Annotated in this window: 15 protein-coding genes; 12 read left to right on the top strand and 3 right to left on the bottom strand. The window is 58.1% G+C overall.

Annotated elements, in window-relative coordinates; genetic code table 11:
* Positions 1–52: 52 nt before the first annotated feature.
* Positions 53–421: a hypothetical protein gene (locus WC859_03870; protein ID MFA5975284.1), complete on the top strand. Its 369-nt coding sequence runs from the start codon at positions 53–55 to the stop codon at positions 419–421.
* Positions 422–651: 230 nt separating this feature from the next.
* A complete protein-coding gene (locus WC859_03865; protein ID MFA5975283.1) occupies positions 652–1,305 on the top strand; it encodes a hypothetical protein in 654 nt (217 codons plus the stop codon).
* Here the strand turns inward: WC859_03865 and WC859_03860 are convergent.
* Together WC859_03860 and WC859_03855 are read right to left on the bottom strand one after the other, a co-directional pair.
* Positions 1,289–2,776, bottom strand: coding sequence for a BamA/TamA family outer membrane protein (locus WC859_03860; GenBank protein MFA5975282.1), 1,488 nt, complete (start codon positions 2,774–2,776; stop codon positions 1,289–1,291). The genes WC859_03865 and WC859_03860 overlap by 17 nt on opposite strands.
* 10 nt (positions 2,777–2,786) lie before the next feature.
* Positions 2,787–4,133: an inositol-3-phosphate synthase gene (locus tag WC859_03855; GenBank protein ID MFA5975281.1), complete on the bottom strand. Its 1,347-nt coding sequence runs from the start codon at positions 4,131–4,133 to the stop codon at positions 2,787–2,789.
* A gap of 126 nt (positions 4,134–4,259) precedes the next feature.
* Here WC859_03855 and WC859_03850 point away from each other — a divergent pair, with 126 nt between their 5' ends.
* The 10 genes from WC859_03850 (at position 4,260) to serS (ending at position 14,609) form a co-directional block, all read left to right on the top strand.
* A complete protein-coding gene (locus WC859_03850) occupies positions 4,260–5,249 on the top strand; it encodes a MoxR family ATPase (GenBank protein MFA5975280.1) in 990 nt (329 codons plus the stop codon).
* A gap of 9 nt (positions 5,250–5,258) precedes the next feature.
* Positions 5,259–6,134, top strand: a complete 876-nt coding sequence (locus tag WC859_03845; protein ID MFA5975279.1) for a DUF58 domain-containing protein — start codon at positions 5,259–5,261, stop codon at positions 6,132–6,134.
* Positions 6,131–6,994, top strand: coding sequence for a hypothetical protein (locus WC859_03840; GenBank protein ID MFA5975278.1), 864 nt, complete (start codon positions 6,131–6,133; stop codon positions 6,992–6,994). The genes WC859_03845 and WC859_03840 overlap by 4 nt, the downstream gene beginning before the upstream one ends.
* Positions 6,981–7,970, top strand: a complete 990-nt coding sequence (locus WC859_03835; protein MFA5975277.1) for a VWA domain-containing protein — start codon at positions 6,981–6,983, stop codon at positions 7,968–7,970. Before WC859_03840 ends, WC859_03835 begins: the two co-directional genes overlap by 14 nt.
* Positions 7,967–9,010: a VWA domain-containing protein gene (locus WC859_03830; protein ID MFA5975276.1), complete on the top strand. Its 1,044-nt coding sequence runs from the start codon at positions 7,967–7,969 to the stop codon at positions 9,008–9,010. Before WC859_03835 ends, WC859_03830 begins: the two co-directional genes overlap by 4 nt.
* Positions 8,938–9,786 carry a tetratricopeptide repeat protein gene (locus tag WC859_03825; protein ID MFA5975275.1) on the top strand — a complete coding sequence of 283 codons (849 nt, stop codon included), beginning with the start codon at positions 8,938–8,940 and terminating at the stop codon, positions 9,784–9,786. Before WC859_03830 ends, WC859_03825 begins: the two co-directional genes overlap by 73 nt.
* Complete coding sequence (locus WC859_03820; protein MFA5975274.1) at positions 9,773–11,632, top strand: BatD family protein; 1,860 nt, start codon at positions 9,773–9,775, stop codon at positions 11,630–11,632. The genes WC859_03825 and WC859_03820 overlap by 14 nt, the downstream gene beginning before the upstream one ends.
* Entirely contained in the window at positions 11,623–12,453 is an 831-nt protein-coding gene (locus WC859_03815) for an SH3 domain-containing protein (GenBank protein ID MFA5975273.1), read from the top strand. Before WC859_03820 ends, WC859_03815 begins: the two co-directional genes overlap by 10 nt.
* Positions 12,454–12,548: 95 nt before the next feature.
* Positions 12,549–13,154, top strand: coding sequence for a pyridoxamine 5'-phosphate oxidase (pdxH, locus tag WC859_03810; GenBank protein MFA5975272.1), 606 nt, complete (start codon positions 12,549–12,551; stop codon positions 13,152–13,154).
* 90 nt (positions 13,155–13,244) lie between these two features.
* Positions 13,245–14,609, top strand: a complete 1,365-nt coding sequence (gene serS, locus WC859_03805) for a serine--tRNA ligase (GenBank protein ID MFA5975271.1) — start codon at positions 13,245–13,247, stop codon at positions 14,607–14,609.
* 161 nt (positions 14,610–14,770) lie between these two features.
* Here the strand turns inward: serS and glgB are convergent, their stop codons facing one another.
* A complete protein-coding gene (gene glgB, locus WC859_03800) occupies positions 14,771–16,672 on the bottom strand; it encodes a 1,4-alpha-glucan branching protein GlgB (GenBank protein ID MFA5975270.1) in 1,902 nt (633 codons plus the stop codon).
* Positions 16,673–16,702: the final 30 nt, after the last annotated feature.

The raw sequence follows: 16,702 nt of genomic DNA, 5'->3' as shown, positions 1-16,702 counted from the left end.
AAGTTTTGAAAAGGTACAATGAAAATATACATTTCAAACGTGGAGGATGATCATGAGCGAAACGTCAAACGGTAAGGAAAACTGGACAGAGGCAATTGATAAGGCGAAGCATCACTTTAGTGAAGCCTGGCAAGAGCTGGGTCGGGCGTCGGAATTAGCGAAAGAAAAAGGCGGCGAAAATCTGGAAGAGGCCCGGATCCGTGGGCAGGAAGTCTGGGGAAACGCCAAGGTCCGGGGCGCGAAATTTTGGCAGGACACCAAACGGTCCAGCGAGGACGCGCTCGATGAAGTCCGAGAGCGCGGAGAAGAAGCGATTAAGGATGCGGAACAGCTCGTGCAGAAACATCCGGTCAAAGCCGTCGGATTATGCATTTTGGTCGGAGTCTTTTTGGGAGCCCTCCTCTCCCGCGACCGGGAGTAATTTCACGTTCGTCATTCCCCGCGGGTGTTGGCGGGGAATCTATCGCGATGTTTGGCGATGACTGGATCCCCCGCACCGTCCTCCTGTCGAATCGAACAGTCGGTGCGGCCCCGTCAAAGAAAACATCAACAGGAGGTCGGGGCCGCCAGTGTCTGCGGGGGATGACGGGGATCTTCGACCCCGTCATTTTTTGACTTGCAGAAGGGCCTTCTTTCAGGTATCCATAGAGGGTGAAAATCCTCTCGTCTTTACTCCTGGGGAGCGCCGTTTTTTTTGTCCTTATTTCGAGACTCCTGGCCGCTGATCTCAGCCTGAACAGCGCTGGCGCACCGTACGCCCCCCTGGACGCTCCCAAACAAACCGATACCCTAGTTGGGCCGTTGTCGGCCGAAGACCGGCGGGACCTTATTCGGGAGTTCAAAGGACTCCTGGCTCTGGGCCTCCGTTCGGAGTCCTATGAACGCTGGGATGGCCGAAGCATGGCGGATTGCGCCGCCCCGGAGAATCGCTCCGAACGCTGGCACTACCGGTGCGAGGTGATTACGGCTCAGTGCAATGGGTTTTACTATTTTTATTCCAGCGAGGACCGGAGGGCGGCCACGCTGCAGCAGGTCGAAGTGAAAGTCCACGCATCAGAATCCCAGCTGATGGACGACTTCAAAACGTTCTTGCGGAAACTTTTCGGGCGGGAGCGCGTGCTGGAACCGCAGGAGGCCCGTCTGCCGGCCCGCGGCGCGGTCCGGCATTGGGCGACCCATCAGGACACCGCTGATCTGTTTATGGATATCTCGGAAAACCCGGCCGGGGTTGTTCGCTTTGTCTGGAAACGCGCGCCTTTGGCTTCCGCAGAGCAAGCCCGAGCCGATCTTAAAACGGGTAGTTAATATCCACGAAGACCGCCGGTCCTTCTTTCCCTACTCCCACTTCAACATCTCCCACGACATTCGGTTTAACCGCTGCCCGGAAAGCCGCGCCGTAAACGGGACGAAAATTCTTGCGCTGAATGTCCAACACTGTCGGGAAAACAGTTCCCATGTCTACGAACGGGGCCACTTCAAAGTTAGTGAAAACGCCCATTAGTTCCTGGGACGAAAGCGTCATCCGCTGCTCCAGATTCATGACCAGTCGTCCCTGGTCTACTAGCCGCCCCTCTCCGTAGCCGCGCAACGTGGATCGGCCTCCAAGGCTCGGCAGTTCATAAAAGGGGATACGAGGGCCGTTGCACCATTCATAAAGGCCATGCACCACCGTCACCTGTCTGGGGTTTTTCCAGAGGAAGAAGCGCTTGCCTTCCAGCCCATAACGAAGAAAATCAGAGTTACTCCCAAGCGCAATACTCGTTTTTTCGACGCGAAGCTCTCCCGAGCTGCCTCGCGACGGGGTCACCGGGGAATCCCGCGAATCCCACAGTAACCGGAATTCGCTGGTCACGGTATTGTTTGTTCCGACGCCGGAGATGTCGGGAAAACGGGTCGTCAGATCGACAACGTTCGGGATAATATTTTGCTCCGTCGCCAAGCGCTGAAAGCGGGCGCCAAAAATGGCCCGCCAGGAGTGGGCAAAATTAGCGCCAATGGCAGCCCGGGCTATCGAGGTTTTGCCGACGTAGCCGGTTTCATCCCCTTCATGGGTTTGCGGGCCGATGCCGAAAAATCGGTAAGATGCGTCCGCGTTGTAAAAAACCTCGCTCCTTAAATACAGGACACCCTCATGAGCCGAGGAATTCTCGTAGCGGACTTTCATTTCCCGGTTGGTATGCTGAGAAAGGCTGGCCGCGGCGTAGAGTTGGCTCGCATCGGTCGGGTACCAGTAGTAACGCATCGTACCGGTCTGGCCGAAGAGTGAGTTGTAGGTATAGGAGGGGGCTAACAGATTGCGGATGTGATGAGTGAGCGGATCGGCCAGCACCACAACAGGCATCAGCCCGTACGTGGGGCCGGTATTCGGATCTGTGCTGATCGCCGGGAGCCAGACAAAAATGTTGCCGCGCCAGCTTTTGGTCATGACCCTGGCGGCGGCATTAATAAATCGGTCAGCCCGAGAGGCTTCGGGGGATGGTGTCGGCGGCGGGGCGGGTAGTTTAATCTCCGGCGCCTGAGCTGGGAGTGCCTGGGTGGCCGGCTGCTGGACGCGGGGGTTCGGTGAGGTGCGGCGGATGGCTCCCTCGATGCGCGTACGCGCCCGGCGGATCGGATGCCGCCTGGCCCGCGGCCGCGAACCGCCGTTTAAGACGGAGGCACTCGCCGTGGGACTGGAAACCTGGACGGGGGGATCTGCGTCGAGGGGAATCTGAAGGCAGAGAAGGCTTATGACAAAATAATCAGCGAATCTCTTCCGGCCTTTCCATCCATTCATAAAGCATGTACTAATCGTAGTATTCGATGCCGAGGTGAGTGATCAGCTCCTCACCTTTCAGCCAGCGAAGCGTGTTTTTGAGCTTCATGAGCTGGATGAAAAGATCGTGTTCCGGGTAGAGCCCGGGTGCCGCCATAGGGCTCTTAAAGAAAAAGGAGAGCCACTCCTGGATGCCGTGCATCCGGCTGCGCTGGGCCAAGTCCAGGAAAAGCGCCAGATCCAGAACGATCGGTGCGGCGAGTATGGAGTCCCGACAGAGGAAGTTGATCTTGATCTGCATGGGATACCCCAGCCATCCGAAGATGTCAATGTTGTCCCAGCCTTCTTTGTTGTCGCCCCGGGGCGGGTAATAGCTGATGCGGACCTTGTGGTCGTAATGCCCGTAGAGTTCCGGGTAAATGTCCGGTTGAAGGATGTATTCCAGAACCGAAAGCTTTGATTCTTCTTTGGTCTTGAAAGCTTCCGGATCATCCAGCACTTCGCCGTCGCGGTTCCCGAGGATGTTGGCTGAAAACCAGCCTCGAAGCCCCAGGAGCCGGGCCTTGAAAGCTGGCGCGAGCACCGTCTTCATGAAGGTCTGGCCGGTCTTAAAGTCTTTTCCGCAGATCGGCATCTTCTGCTTTTCCGCCAGCTCCAGCATGGCGGGGATGTCGACGGAAAGATTGGGCGCTCCGTTTGCATAAGGGATGCCGGATTTCAGCGCCGCATAGGCGTAGATCTGGCTGGGGGCGATATCCGGAGAATTGTCCTCGAGCCCCTTTTCGAATGCGGCCACGGATTGATGGACGGGCGATGCGGTCTGATATTTTTCGGTGGAGGCGCACCAGATCATCACCAGGCGCGCGCAGCGGTTGACCTTCTTGAAGCGGGCGATGTCCGCGATCAACTGTTCGGCCAGATCCATCTTCGTGGGGCCCTTCTTCACATTCGGGCCGGAAATCCGGGACACGTAAGCCGGGTCAAAAACAGCCGGCATGGGTTTGATTTTCTCCAACTCCGCGCGGATCGGGGACAGATGCTTCTGTTCCAGAACCCCTGCTTTGGTGGCGGCCTGATACACGTTGTCCGGGAAGATGTCCCATCCCCCGAAGACGAGATCCTTGAGTTCCGTCAAAGGAACAAAATCTTTTACCTTCGGCGCCCGATGTTCAGTCCGTTTCCCCAGCCGGATCGTGCCCAGCTGGGTCATGGAACCGATCGGTTGCCCAAGACCCTTGCGCGCGGACAGAACGCCGGCGATAAAGGTGCTGGCCACCGCGCCCATCCCGGGCATTAGCACGCCCAGCCGCCCTTTCGCGGCGCCGATCGGACGAGGCTTCGAAACGGTTGTATCGTAAAAGCGGATATTCTTTTTCATAATGAACCCATTATATCGTTAGGGGGCGCTGCTTCCAAACAAATCCGCGGATCCTCTTGACAAAAAAGGGCGTCTAAGGATAATCAATTACAGATATTTTTTCGATCAAGACACGGAGGATTACCGATGGATCAGAGCATTCGCGTTATTCATGAAAAAGTAAAGCAAGCGAGCGTTTTTGTTCAGGCGCTCAAGCAGGAAATCGGCAAGGCGATTGTCGGCCAGGACTACCTGGTGGAACGGCTTCTCGTCGGGCTTCTGGCGGACGGCCATCTCCTGCTCGAAGGGGTTCCGGGGCTGGCCAAGACATTGGCGGTGCGCACGCTCGCCCGAACGATCGAAACAAAATTCCAGCGCATTCAGTTCACGCCGGATCTTCTCCCCGCCGATTTAATCGGCACCATGATCTACAACCCGCGGGATAGCCAGTTTACCGTCAAAAAAGGGCCCTTGTTCACCCATCTGCTTCTGGCGGACGAAATCAACCGGGCGCCTTCCAAAGTTCAAAGCGCGCTCCTGGAAGCGATGCAGGAACATCAGGTGACGATCGGCGAGCAGACCTTCCCGTTGGAAGCGCCGTTTCTCGTTCTGGCGACCCAGAACCCGATCGAACAGGAAGGCACCTATCCGCTGCCGGAAGCGCAGGTCGACCGGTTCATGCTTAAACTCAAGGTCGGTTACCCGAGCCGGGACGAAGAGCGATTGATTCTCGACCGGACCACCACCGGCCAGCCGATCGACATCAAACCCGTTGTCCACTCACAGGAAATTCTGGCGGCGCGGGCCATCGTCAACGAGATTTATGTCGACGAGAAACTCAAAAACTACATCCTGGACTTGGTGTTTGCTTCCCGCTACCCGGAGCGTTATCGACTGGAATCGCTCAAGCCCCTGATCGCCTACGGCGGATCCCCCCGCGCGACCATCTGCATGACGCAGGCGGCCAAGGCCTATGCGTTTCTGCAGGGGCGCGGGTATGTGACGCCAGAGGATGTAAAAGCCATCGGCGCCGACGTGCTGCGCCACCGCATCCTCCTGACCTACGAAGCCGAAGCGGAAAACACCACCTCCGAAGACGTCGTGCAGAAACTGTTTGCGGCCGTCGAGGTGCCGTAGCGCCCCGCCATGTTGACTCGGGAACTTCTGTCATCGGTTCATCGCATCGAGATCCGCACGCGCCGGCTCGTCAATGAAATCTTTTCCGGCCAGTACGGCAGCGTGTTCCGGGGCCTTGGCATGGAATTTGCCGAGGTGCGGGAGTATTCCCCCGGTGACGAAGTGCGTTCCATCGATTGGAACGTCACGGCGCGCATGGGGCATCCCTACGTCAAAAAGTATGTGGCCGAGCGGGAGATGACCGTCCTGCTGATGATGGACGGCAGCGCCTCGCTTCAGTTCGGGACAGCGCAAAAATGGAAATCCGAGTTGGCGGCTGAGGTCGCCGCGGTACTGAGTTTTTCGGCGATCCGGAACAACGACAAAGTCGGTCTCTGTCTCTTTTCGGACCGCGTTGAGAAATTTATTCACCCTCAGAAAGGCCGCACGCACACGCTTCGCGTCATCCGCGACGTGCTGGAGTTCTCGCCGGAGCAGCGGCAGACCCGGATGGACGAGGCGCTGCGCTATGTGAACCGGGTGTTGAAGCGCCGGGCCGTTGTTTTCCTCTTGTCCGACTTCTACGGGGTCAACGAACGCCTTCTGGCGATCACCAACAAGCGGCATGATTTAATCGCCGTGCAGATTCTGGATCCCCGCGAACGCCGCTGGCCGAACGTGGGGCTGGTGGAGCTGACCGAAGCGGAAACCGGGCAGCGGATGGTCCTGGATACGTCCGACCGGCTTGTGAGGCGGCATTTCGAGCAGGACCATGAGCAGCGCCAGCGAGCGTTGGAAACTCTTCTCCACCGGCACGGGATCGACCACATTCTCTTACAAACGGATCAATCGTTTGTGAGACCGCTTCTCCAATTCTTCCAGGCCCGCGCCAAGAGGTTCCGATGAGTCCGAAAGAGACGGAAGTGCCCAGCCTCCAGGCGCAAGTCCAACCGTCCACCGCCCGTCTGGGCGATCTGGTGGCGCTGGATATTCGCGTCACACACCCTCCCGAATTGATCATTGATTCACCGTCCTTTACCCGGTCGTTGGGGGAGTTTGAGGTTTACTCCAGCACCACGCTGCCGGCTGAGCGCGGGGCCACCAAATGGGTGGATCATTTTCAGGCCCAACTCCAATGTTTTGCAACAGGTCCGCAGCTTCTTCCCGGTGTTGAGGTCCCCTGGCGGGATCCGATGGGACATGTCAGCCGTCTCAAAACGCCGGAGATGACCGTTACGATTGAAGAAGTTCCGCCCGGCCCCAAGGATAAAGGCGATATCCGCGGGATCAAAGGCGTCATCGGCCCGGTCGCGGCATCCCCCTGGTGGTGGCTGCTGGGGGCGGTGGTGATCGGGGTGGGCGCGTTCGTGCTTTGGAAAAAGCGTAAACGGGTTCTGGCGGGGCCGCCCCCTCCGGCTCCTGTGCCGCCCGACGAAGCCGCACTTCAAAAACTTCGCGAAATCGAAGCGACCGGGTGGCTCGAGGCGGGCAAGATCAAGGAATTTTATATAGCGCTTTCGGATATCGTCCGGGCTTACCTGGAAGGAGCGTTTCATGTCCAAGCGCTGGAACGGACAACCAATGAGCTGTTGCGTGATCTGCGGAAGAAGCCCGATTTTCCAGGGGTGCATCAGATGACCGTCAAAGAGTTTCTGGAGGATTGTGATCTCGTGAAGTTCGCGAAGTTCCGTCCGGACGCTTCCGAAGCGCGGAGACAGCTGGCGGTGGCGATTAAATTTGTGGAGGAAACACGTGCACTTCGCTAACCCGGCGGCTTTTCTGCTTGTGCCGGTACTGGCCGCCGTCGTCTGGCTGCGGGAGGTTCGCGGCCATCGCTTCCGGGCGCGCCTGCCCTTCCCCGATTTCTCATTCCTGCGCAACTTGCCCACCACCTGGCGAGCCCAATGGATCCGTGTTCCCGTTTGGCTGCTCTATGCGGGACTGGCCCTGGCGATCGTCGCGCTGGCGCGTCCGCAAAACCTTTTAAAAGGAGAGGAGGCGCGGGCGAAAGGCATCGACATCATGATTGCACTCGACACCTCCGGCAGCATGCGCGCGCTCGACTTTAACCCGCTGGATCGCATGGCCGTGGCCAAACGCGCCACCAAAACCTTTGTGACTCACCGGCAATACGACCGGATCGGATTGGTGGCCTTTGCCGGGGTGTCGCTTCTGGACTGCCCATTGACGCTGGATTACGGTGCGCTGCTCGATTTCCTAGGTCAAGTCGAAGTCGGCATCACGACCACCGAAAACACCGCCATCGGGACAGCCATTGCCACGGCGGCCAATCATTTGAAAAAGAGCACAGCCAAGAGTAAAGTCATCATTCTCGTGACCGACGGCCGCAACAATTCAGGAGAAATTGATCCGCTGACCGCGGCCAAGGCCGCTGACGGTCTGGGGATCAAGATTTACGCCATTGGTGTCGGGATCCGCGGGCAATCCGTCATCCCGGTGGATACGGCGTTTGGAAAACAACTCGTTCCCATTCAGGAAGACCTGGATGAACCGGCGCTTGAAGAAATTGCCCGGACCGCCGGCGGCCGTTATTACCGGGCGGCCAGCGTCAAAGAGTTCGACGCGATCTATGACGAGATTGACCATCTGGAAAAAACGGATATCCAGGGGCCGGCTCCCCAATCCTTTGAAGATCGCTATTTAGGCTGGTTGATCGCCGCGATGGCGCTCATCACGGCAGGGGTTGGGCTCCAGGTTCTGGTTTTCAGAACGATTCCATGAATTATTTCGCGTATCCATCGATGTGGAGCTGGCTGCTGGTGCCGTTCGTGTTTCTGGCGGCGATCGGGTGGTGGAGCCGGCGCCGCCAACGCACCCTGGCGACGCTGGGCCAGACCGGCACGATCCTTCGCATGCTCCCGCCCCGGCTGGATCATCGACGACGATGGATTGTTCTGACAAGATTTGGCGCGTTGGTTTGTTTTGCGGCCGCTTTATCCGGGCCCTTACTGGGATCCCGGCTGACGGAGTTCAAACAGCGTGGGCTTGACGTTTTTATCGCGGTGGATTGTTCGCTTTCGATGCAGGCCCAAGACGCCACACAACAGGCGTCCACCAGCAGTGTGGCGGACTTACCGCCCAACCGGCTGGCGCATGCCAAACTCCTTCTGGGTCAGATCATTGACCGGCTGATGGGCAGCCGTCTGGGGGTCATCGCGTTTGCCGGACAGGCTTATGTGCAGTGTCCGTTGACCATTGATCAGGGTGCGGCTCAACAGGCGCTTGAAGCGCTGGAGCCGGAAGTGGTGCCCATTCCAGGGACCGCGATCGGGGAGGCGATTCGCACCGCCATCAAAGGCCTGAAGGTTGGGGAAGGCAGCCATCGGGTGCTGGTTCTGCTGACGGACGGAGAGGACCACCGCAGCGATCCGTCTGGGGCCGCTCAGGAAGCGGCGCGGGTCGGTGTCAAAATTTTCGCTGTCGGGATCGGCAGCCCGCAGGGCGAACCGATTCCCTTGCTGGATGAGCGGGGAAACCGTACCGGCTACAAACGCGACAAAAAAGGCGAAGTGGTCATGAGCCGTCTGGATGAAAAAACATTGGCGCAAATCGCCCGCGACACCGGCGGCCGGTACATCCGGGCCAGCGCCACCGGGAATGAAATCGATGCATTAGCCCGCGACCTGGAGTCGCTTCAGCAGGGGGACGTGAAGACCCGGCTGTTCAATCGCTACGAAAACCGCTTCCAATGGCCGCTCGCTCTGGGGATTCTGTTGATGATGATCAGTTTGTTGATTCCGGAGGCAGGATGGCGATCATGATGAACCCTCATCCGGCCTTCGGCCACCTTCCCCCTCAACAGGGGGAAGGAACAGCTCCCTCTCCATCTGTGACGAAAGGGCAGTTCTCCCTCTCCCTGTGGAGGGAGAGGGCTGGGGTGAGGGTAAATGGCTTTTCTATTCTTATTGTTTTTTTGTGCTGCCTTTCTGCCCATGCCTCCGTCGCGCAATTGAAAAAAGCCAACCGCCTCTTTATGAAAGGCGATTACGAGAACGCTTTGAAGGGTTATAACGACGCGCTGGTCGATCAGCCGTACTCGAGCATCCTGCATTTTAATGCGGGGGATGCGGCTTATCAGATGGGAGATTTCGGCAAGGCCGTCAAAGAATTCGAAACAGCGGCTCAGTCCACAAATCCTCTTTTGAAATCCGCCGCTCATTACAACCGCGGGAACGCGCTTCTTCAGCAGCAGCAGTGGGGAGAGGCGGTCGAAGCCTATAAGGAAAGCCTGCGAATCAACCCGCAGGATGAAGATGCCAAGTATAATCTGGGCATCGCTCTGCGCCGGCAGAAGAACCCGCCGTCCTCCTGCAAGAATCCCAAGAGCGGAAACGACAAAAAACAGTCCCAGGGAGGCGGGGGGGAAAATCAGCAGGATGGCCAGAAAGATCAGGGCCAAAGTTCTACGCCCCGGGCCGCGCAGATGAGCCGGGAAGATGCCGAGCGGTTGTTGTCAGCGGCCGGCGCCGGTGAACTTAAAAAATCGAATCAGAAATTTCAGAAATCGGACGTCCCGCATCCTGATGAAGATTGGTAAATCAACGACAGTCGCAAGTAACAAGTTCCGGGTTGCAAGTTGGGCGGGGGTGTTGCTTGCCACTTGTCACTTGCTACTTGGAACTGTTTTCGCTGCTGATTTCCAGATCTCCGCCAGCCTGGACCGCAATCAGATTGCGCTGAATGAGCAGGCTGTTCTGAGTCTTACCCTCTCGGGAGATGTCAGCCGCTTGCCCACTCCGCCGCTGCCCAACCTGCAGGATTTTCAGGTCTCCAACGCCGGCACGTCCCAGAATTTCAGCTGGGTCAATGGGAAAGCCACCTCCAGCCTGGTCTATACGTTTGTGTTAACGCCCCTGAAAGAGGGGCGCTTCACCATTCCGGCCTGGCAAGTGACGTTCAACGGCCAGACCGCGGAAACGCAGCCCTTGCCGCTGGAAGTGGTGAAAGGAAACGCGGCGGCACTTCCGGAAGGCACCGCCCGTCCCATGGGCAACCCGCCGGCTCAGCGTTCCGGAGAACCAGCGATTTTTATTCAGGGAGCCGTTGACAAAAGCACTGTTTACGTCGGCGAGCCGGTGACGTATGTCTTCGGTCTCTATAACCGCGTCCCGCTGATGGGGCAGCCGCGTTATCAGGCTCCTGAGATGACCGGTTTCTGGACGGAAGACCTTCCGCCGCAGCGCAATTACACCACGAGCGTCAAGGGAGTTCCTTACAACGTGACCGAAGTCCGCACCGCGCTTTTTCCCAGCGCGCCCGGGAAAAGCCGTGTCGGCCCCGCCGCTTTAAGTGTGTCGATCGAAAATATCGGCTCGGATCCGTTCAGTAATAATTTCTTCTCGCAGTTTTTTGGCCGCGGCGAAGAGCGAACGCTGCGAACCGAACCGGTGACCATTCATGTGAAGCCTCTTCCGGACCCGAAACCCGCCGGGTTTAAGGGAGCCGTCGGCCATTACACGCTCAGCGCGTCGGTGGATAAAGACCGCGTGGCTGTCGGGCAACCGCTCACGCTGACCCTGACCATTTCCGGGAAGGGAAATATCAAATCCCTGCCGGAGATCCCTTTGCCGGCTCTGATCAATTTCCGTACTTTTGACGCCAATGCGGCCACCAATATCGAAAAGAAAAATTACGAGGTCCAGGGGTCCAAGGTCTACAAAACCGTTCTGATCCCGACGGCTTCCGGGAATCTTTTTATCCCGGCCGTTCCCTTCGTCTTTTTTAATCCAACGGCCGGCGCTTATAAAACGGTGTTGTCGCAGCCGTTTACGATTCGGGTCGACGCTGGCGCGGGCACTTCCGCTCCGGCCGGACCGGCCGGCAGTGTTGGCGTCCTGGAAACTCCCGGGATCCGGCTGCTGGGAGAAGACATCCGCTACATTCAGACGCCTGTAGTTGTTCAACCGCAAGAGGAGTTTCTGTATCGCCGGAGAGAGTTCCGCTGGCTGCACGGAATTCTTCTGGTCCTTTTGGCCGGGCTCGGGTTGTTCCGTCTGTATCAGATCTTTTTCTTTTCAAACACGGCACTGGCGCGCTTCCGCCGGGCAAAGGCCCGTGCCCTCCACGCTGCTCGGCTGGCCGAAGCCGCCCTGGGAACGTCGGACAACCGCCGCGCTTGCGAGATTCTCTCCGGCGGCCTGCAGGCTTTTATCGGCGATAAGCTGACCCAGAACGCCTACAGCCTGGCCCTGAAGCAAGTCGTTCCGGATCTGAAGGACCGGGGCGTCTCGCCGCACAATTCGGAGAAAGTCCGGAACCTCTGGGAAACGCTGGACCTTTATCGGTTTGCCCCGGCCCAGGTCCGGCCGGAGGAAATCCGCCAGGCGATCCGGTCTTTCGAGCATGTGATCGAAGAGATGGAGAAGGAAATTACATGGAAATGAGATTTGTAGGGGCGGACGGCTGTCCGCCCGGACATTGCGATGCATCCCGATGGCGGGTCGCCAGCCGGCGGCCCCTACAGTTCCTATGGATTTCCTCTATTGGTTTCTGGATTTGTTGCGCTGTCCGTGCCGAATCTCCCCAGGATGTTTTCAAGCGCGCCAACGCTTCCTACGCTGAAGGGAAATTCCAGGAGGCGGTGACTCTCTATGCCTCTGCCCGCACCCAGGGGCTTCGCCACTGGGTTCTCGACTACAATCTCGGCAACGCCTACTACAAAACCGGTCAGCTGGGGAAATCGATTGTTTGTTATGCGCGCGCTTTCCGCTCCAACGCGAGTGACCGGGATATCCTGTATAACCTCCGGCTGACGACGGAAAAGGCGGGTGATCCCATCCTGCCGGCCGGATCGCTGGCCGTTCTGCTATGGAGGTTCTTTTTTCTTTTCTCCCTGAATACGCTGACAGCGGCGGCATCGCTTCTGTTTATCGGCCTGAGCGTATCCATCGGGCTCGTATTTCTCGGGAAACCCTCGCTCCGGTCTGAAATTCGCTTCCTCCTCCTGGGGATATTCTGCATGACCGCGGCCTGGCTGGCGGCGCGCATTTATCTGGTGGAGCGTCCGGAAGGGGTCATTGTCGTTGCCGCCGCTGATGTGCGCAGCGGCCCCAGCCTTTCGTATCCCGCGAACTTCACCGTGCCGGAAGGGCACCGCGTCCTGGTTCTCGAAGAACAGGAGCCGGTTTCCGGATGGCTGGAAATCGGCGTCCCGGAACAGGGCCTCAAAGGCTGGGTGCCTTCCTCGTCGATTGAGGTGTTATAATCTCCGAGATGTCGTCATCCCCGCAGGTCGTAGGCGGGGATCCATCATAGATGTCTAGATCCCCCGCCAGAATCCGCGGGGGATGACGGAAAAAAATGAGCCACCTGCCGGATCCTATCGCGCAATTTGCCGCCTGGTTTGAAGAGGCCAACCGGTGCCAAGCCATTGAGCAGGCCAATGCAGCGTGCTTGTCCACGCTGGATCGGGATGGTTTTCCGGATGGCCGGATGGTGCTGCTCAAGCAGTTTGATGCGCGCGGGTTCGTGTTCTATACCAATTTGAACTCTGTGAAAGGGAAAGCCCTCGCGGCGCACCCGAAAGCGGCTCTCACCTTTCACTGGGATCCCCTCAAGCGTCAAGTCCGTATTCAGGGGACGACCAGCCTGGTGAGTCCTCAGGAAGCGGATGCTTATTGGGTCACTCGTCCTCGTCTGGCCAAAATAGGGGCCTGGGCCTCTCTTCAAAGCGAACGGCTGGATCATAACCGGACATTCATTAAACGTCTGGCGGAGGCGGCGCTGAAATTCGGAACGGGCGCGGTCCCCCGGCCCCCGCACTGGACCGGCATCCGGGTCATTCCCTCAAAAATCGAATTCTGGCGGTCGCGTCGGGGCCGGCTGCACGAACGGTTTCTCTACACCAAGCAGGTTCTCGTTCCCCGGCCAGAAGATCAATGGCAGATTCAGCGTTTGTATCCTTAAAGGTATAATTCCCGATACCTTCGGCACGGTCGCCTGAAGGGCGACCGTTTTGCCGATGGCCATCGCTACAATAGAAGAAAGGAGGCGAAGGTGTTAGACCCCAAATGGATCCGCGAACACCCCGCTGAACTCAAGCAGATGCTGGCCAGCCGCCGCTCCAAGCTGGACGTGGAGCTGTTGTATCAACTCGACAAGCAACGCCGCGATGTTTTGGGAGAGCTTGAGAAGCTTCAGGCGGCCCGCAATAAAGCGTCGGCACAGATCGGGCAGCTGAAAGCTCAGAAGAAAGAAACCCCCGCAGACGTGCTGGCGATGCTGGAAGGCAGCAAAGGTCAAATCAAGGATCTTGAGGGGCAGCTCGCGGACATCCAACCGAAGCTGGACGATCTCTTGCTGCGCATCAACAATGTGCCGGATCCGTCCGTTCCCGTCGGCGCCAGCGCGGCCGATAACGCCGTTGTTCGCGAAGTAGGAAAGCCATCTTCCCTCTCATTCACCCCTAAAGCCCATTATGAAATCGGAGAAGCGCTTGGGATACTCGATTTCAAGACCGGCGCCAAGCTCTCCGGTTCCCGGTTCGTGCTGATGCGGGGCCAGGGTGCACGGCTCGAGCGTTCCCTCATCAATTTCATGCTCGACCTGCATACCAAAGAGCACGGGTACACAGAAATTTTCACACCGTTTCTCGTTACGCCTCAGTCCATGCAAGGCACCGGCCAACTCCCGCGGTTTGAGGAAGAACTCTTTCGCTGCGAGCGTGATCAGTTGTATCTCATCCCGACGGCTGAAGTGCCGGTGACCAATATGCACCGGGATGACCTTCTGGACGAGAAAGAGCTGCCGAAGAAGTATGTGTGTTACTCCGCGTGTTTCCGGCGTGAGGCCGGTTCTTACGGGAAAGACACCGCGGGGCTCATCCGCAATCATCAATTCAACAAGGTGGAGCTGGTCCAGTTTGTCCGGCCGGAAGACTCCCTCCAAACGCTCGAGCGTCTCACGGCGGACGCAGGCAAAGTTCTTTCTCTGCTGGGGATTCCTTACCGCGTTGTCTCGCTCTGCACGGGAGACCTCGGTTTTGCTTCCGCCAAGACCTATGACCTCGAAGTGTGGATGCCTGGCGACCAGGAGTTTCTGGGAGCCAGGTCCTCCTCCACCGAGAAACAGGCGGGAGGGCCCGGCCACCCCTCCGAAGAGGGCAAAAGCCGCGGCCGGTGGCGCGAAATCTCCTCCTGTTCCACCTTCACCGATTTTCAGGCGCGCCGCATGAACATCAAGTTCAAACGCGCCGACGGCAAAAAAGAACTCGTCCACACCCTGAACGGCTCCGGCGTGGCCATCGGCCGCACCGTTGCCGCGATCCTCGAAAACTATCAGCAAGCCGACGGCTCCGTCCGCATTCCGGAAGCCCTGCGCCCATACTTCGGTTCCGACCGCATCCTCCCTTCGCACACCTAGCACACCTAACACCTAGGGGACGCTGTTTAGTTTTGTAGTTTCTCTGATTCAAAAGGCGCAAGTGATAAACAACTACAAAACTAAACAGCGTCCCCTGGCCCTGGCCTATACACGTTTGATGGTGTGCTTGGATCCCCCGCCAGTGACCGCGGGGGATGACGTTAAGCGAAGAAGCTCTTCTGCAGGAAGAGAATTGAAAGCGGCGGCAGGCGGAGCACGATCGAATGCGGCCGGCCGTTCCAGCCCTGGTTCTCGGATTGAACAATCCCATTCACGCGCCCGGCGCCGCCATAATCATTAGCATCGCTGTTGAGGAGTTCCTGCCACTGCCCTTCATAAGGGACCCCAATCCGGTAAATTCCCCGTTCCTCAGGGAGAAAATTGCAGACGACCAGCATAACATCGCCTGGCGCGCGGCCTTTGCGTAAGAAACTGAGGACGCATTGCTGGGGATTGTTGGCGTCGATCCACTCGAAACCGCCGGCTTCGTAGTCCAGTTCGTGCAGGGCCGAGTGTTTGCGATAGAGCTGGTTCAGATCCTTGACCCACCGCTGGAGCCCGGCGTGTGCGCTGTCTTGTAATCGGTCCCACTCGAGCGCCTGTTCGTAATTCCAGGCGCTCCGTTGGCCGAATTCGCATCCCATGAAGAGCAATTTTTTTCCTGTTTGAGCGTACTGGTATCCATACAGAAGCCGGAGACTCGCCATTTTCAGCCAGTCATCTCCCCGCATCTGTTCCCAGAGAGACCCCTGCCCACGGCCCACTTCGTCATGAGAGAGGGGAAGCAGGAAGTTTTCTGAAGAGGCGTACATCAGCCGGAAGGTGAGTTCATTTTGATAGGACGGGCGCTCTTCCGACGGACGGGTAATGAATTCGAGCGTATCGTGCATCCAGCCCATGTCCCATTTGGCGCCAAATCCCAATCCTCCGCTGTACGTCGGCCGTGAGACATTGGCCCAGGACGTTGATTCTTCCGCGATCATGGTGATATCCGGATATTCCCGGTAGAGGGTCTCGTTGAAACGCCGGATAAAGTTGATGGCTTCGATGTTTTCCCGGCCGCCGTGATGGTTCGGGATCCATTCCCCGGGCTTGCGGGCGTAGTCGAGGTACAACATGGAGGCCACGGCATCCACACGGAAGCCGTCGATGTGATACTGGTCCAGCCAGAAAAGCGCGCTGCTGAGGAGATAGTTGCAGACTTCAGGGGAGCGGTAGTTGAAAATCAGCGTGTTCCACTCCGGATGAACGCCCAGGCGCGGGTCTTCGTGCTCAAACAGATGCGTCCCGTCGAAAAGGCCAAGCCCGTGGGCATCGATCGGGAAATGAGCGGGGACCCAGTCCATCAGGACACCGATCCCGGCCTGGTGCAGTCGGTCAATAAGGTATCTAAAATCATCCGGGGTGCCAAAACGGCTCGTTGGCGCGAAGTAACCGGTGGTCTGGTAACCCCAGGAGCCGTCAAAAGGGTGTTCGCAGAGCGGGAGGAATTCGACATGGGTATAACCCATCTCGCGGACATAGGCCGGCAATTCTTCGGCCAGTTCCTGGTAGCTCAGCCAGCGGTTGTTTTCATGCGGTCGTCGGCGCCAGGAGCCGAGATGAACCTCGTAAACGCTCATTGGGTGGTCTGCCCGTTGCGCTTGGCCGCGCTGTCCCATCCATTCCCCGTCGGACCAGACGTAGCGGGACAAGTCCCAGATGCGGGAAGCGGTTTCCGGACGGATCTGAGAGTAGTAGCCAAACGGATCGGCTTTATGAAGGAACCCCCCCCCTTGCGGAGGCTCGATGGCATACAGGTAGGACTGGCCAATCCCGGCCCCTTCCAGGACGACTTGCCACAGCCCGGAGCCGTTGACCCGCTCCATCGGATGAGTCTCGGGGGTCCATCCGTTAAATTCGCCGATAACTGAAACCCGCCGTGCGTTGGGCGCCCAGACGGCGAACGAGACGGTCGGCCGCCCATCCAGAGAACTAACATGCGCCCCCAGTTTCTGGTAGGAGCGCAAAAATTGTCCCTCCCGGAATAACCGGAGATTTTCGTCTGTCAACCCGTTTAGCATGGGAATAACCGCATCCAGTGAGTGTAGCGG

This window comes from Elusimicrobiota bacterium (assembly GCA_041660185.1).
Taxonomy (GTDB): Bacteria; Elusimicrobiota; Elusimicrobia; order 2-01-FULL-59-12; family 2-01-FULL-59-12; genus JBAZWU01.
The sequence above is the reverse complement of the archived record's forward strand: the minus strand, read 5'-3'. Positions and strand labels throughout refer to the sequence as shown.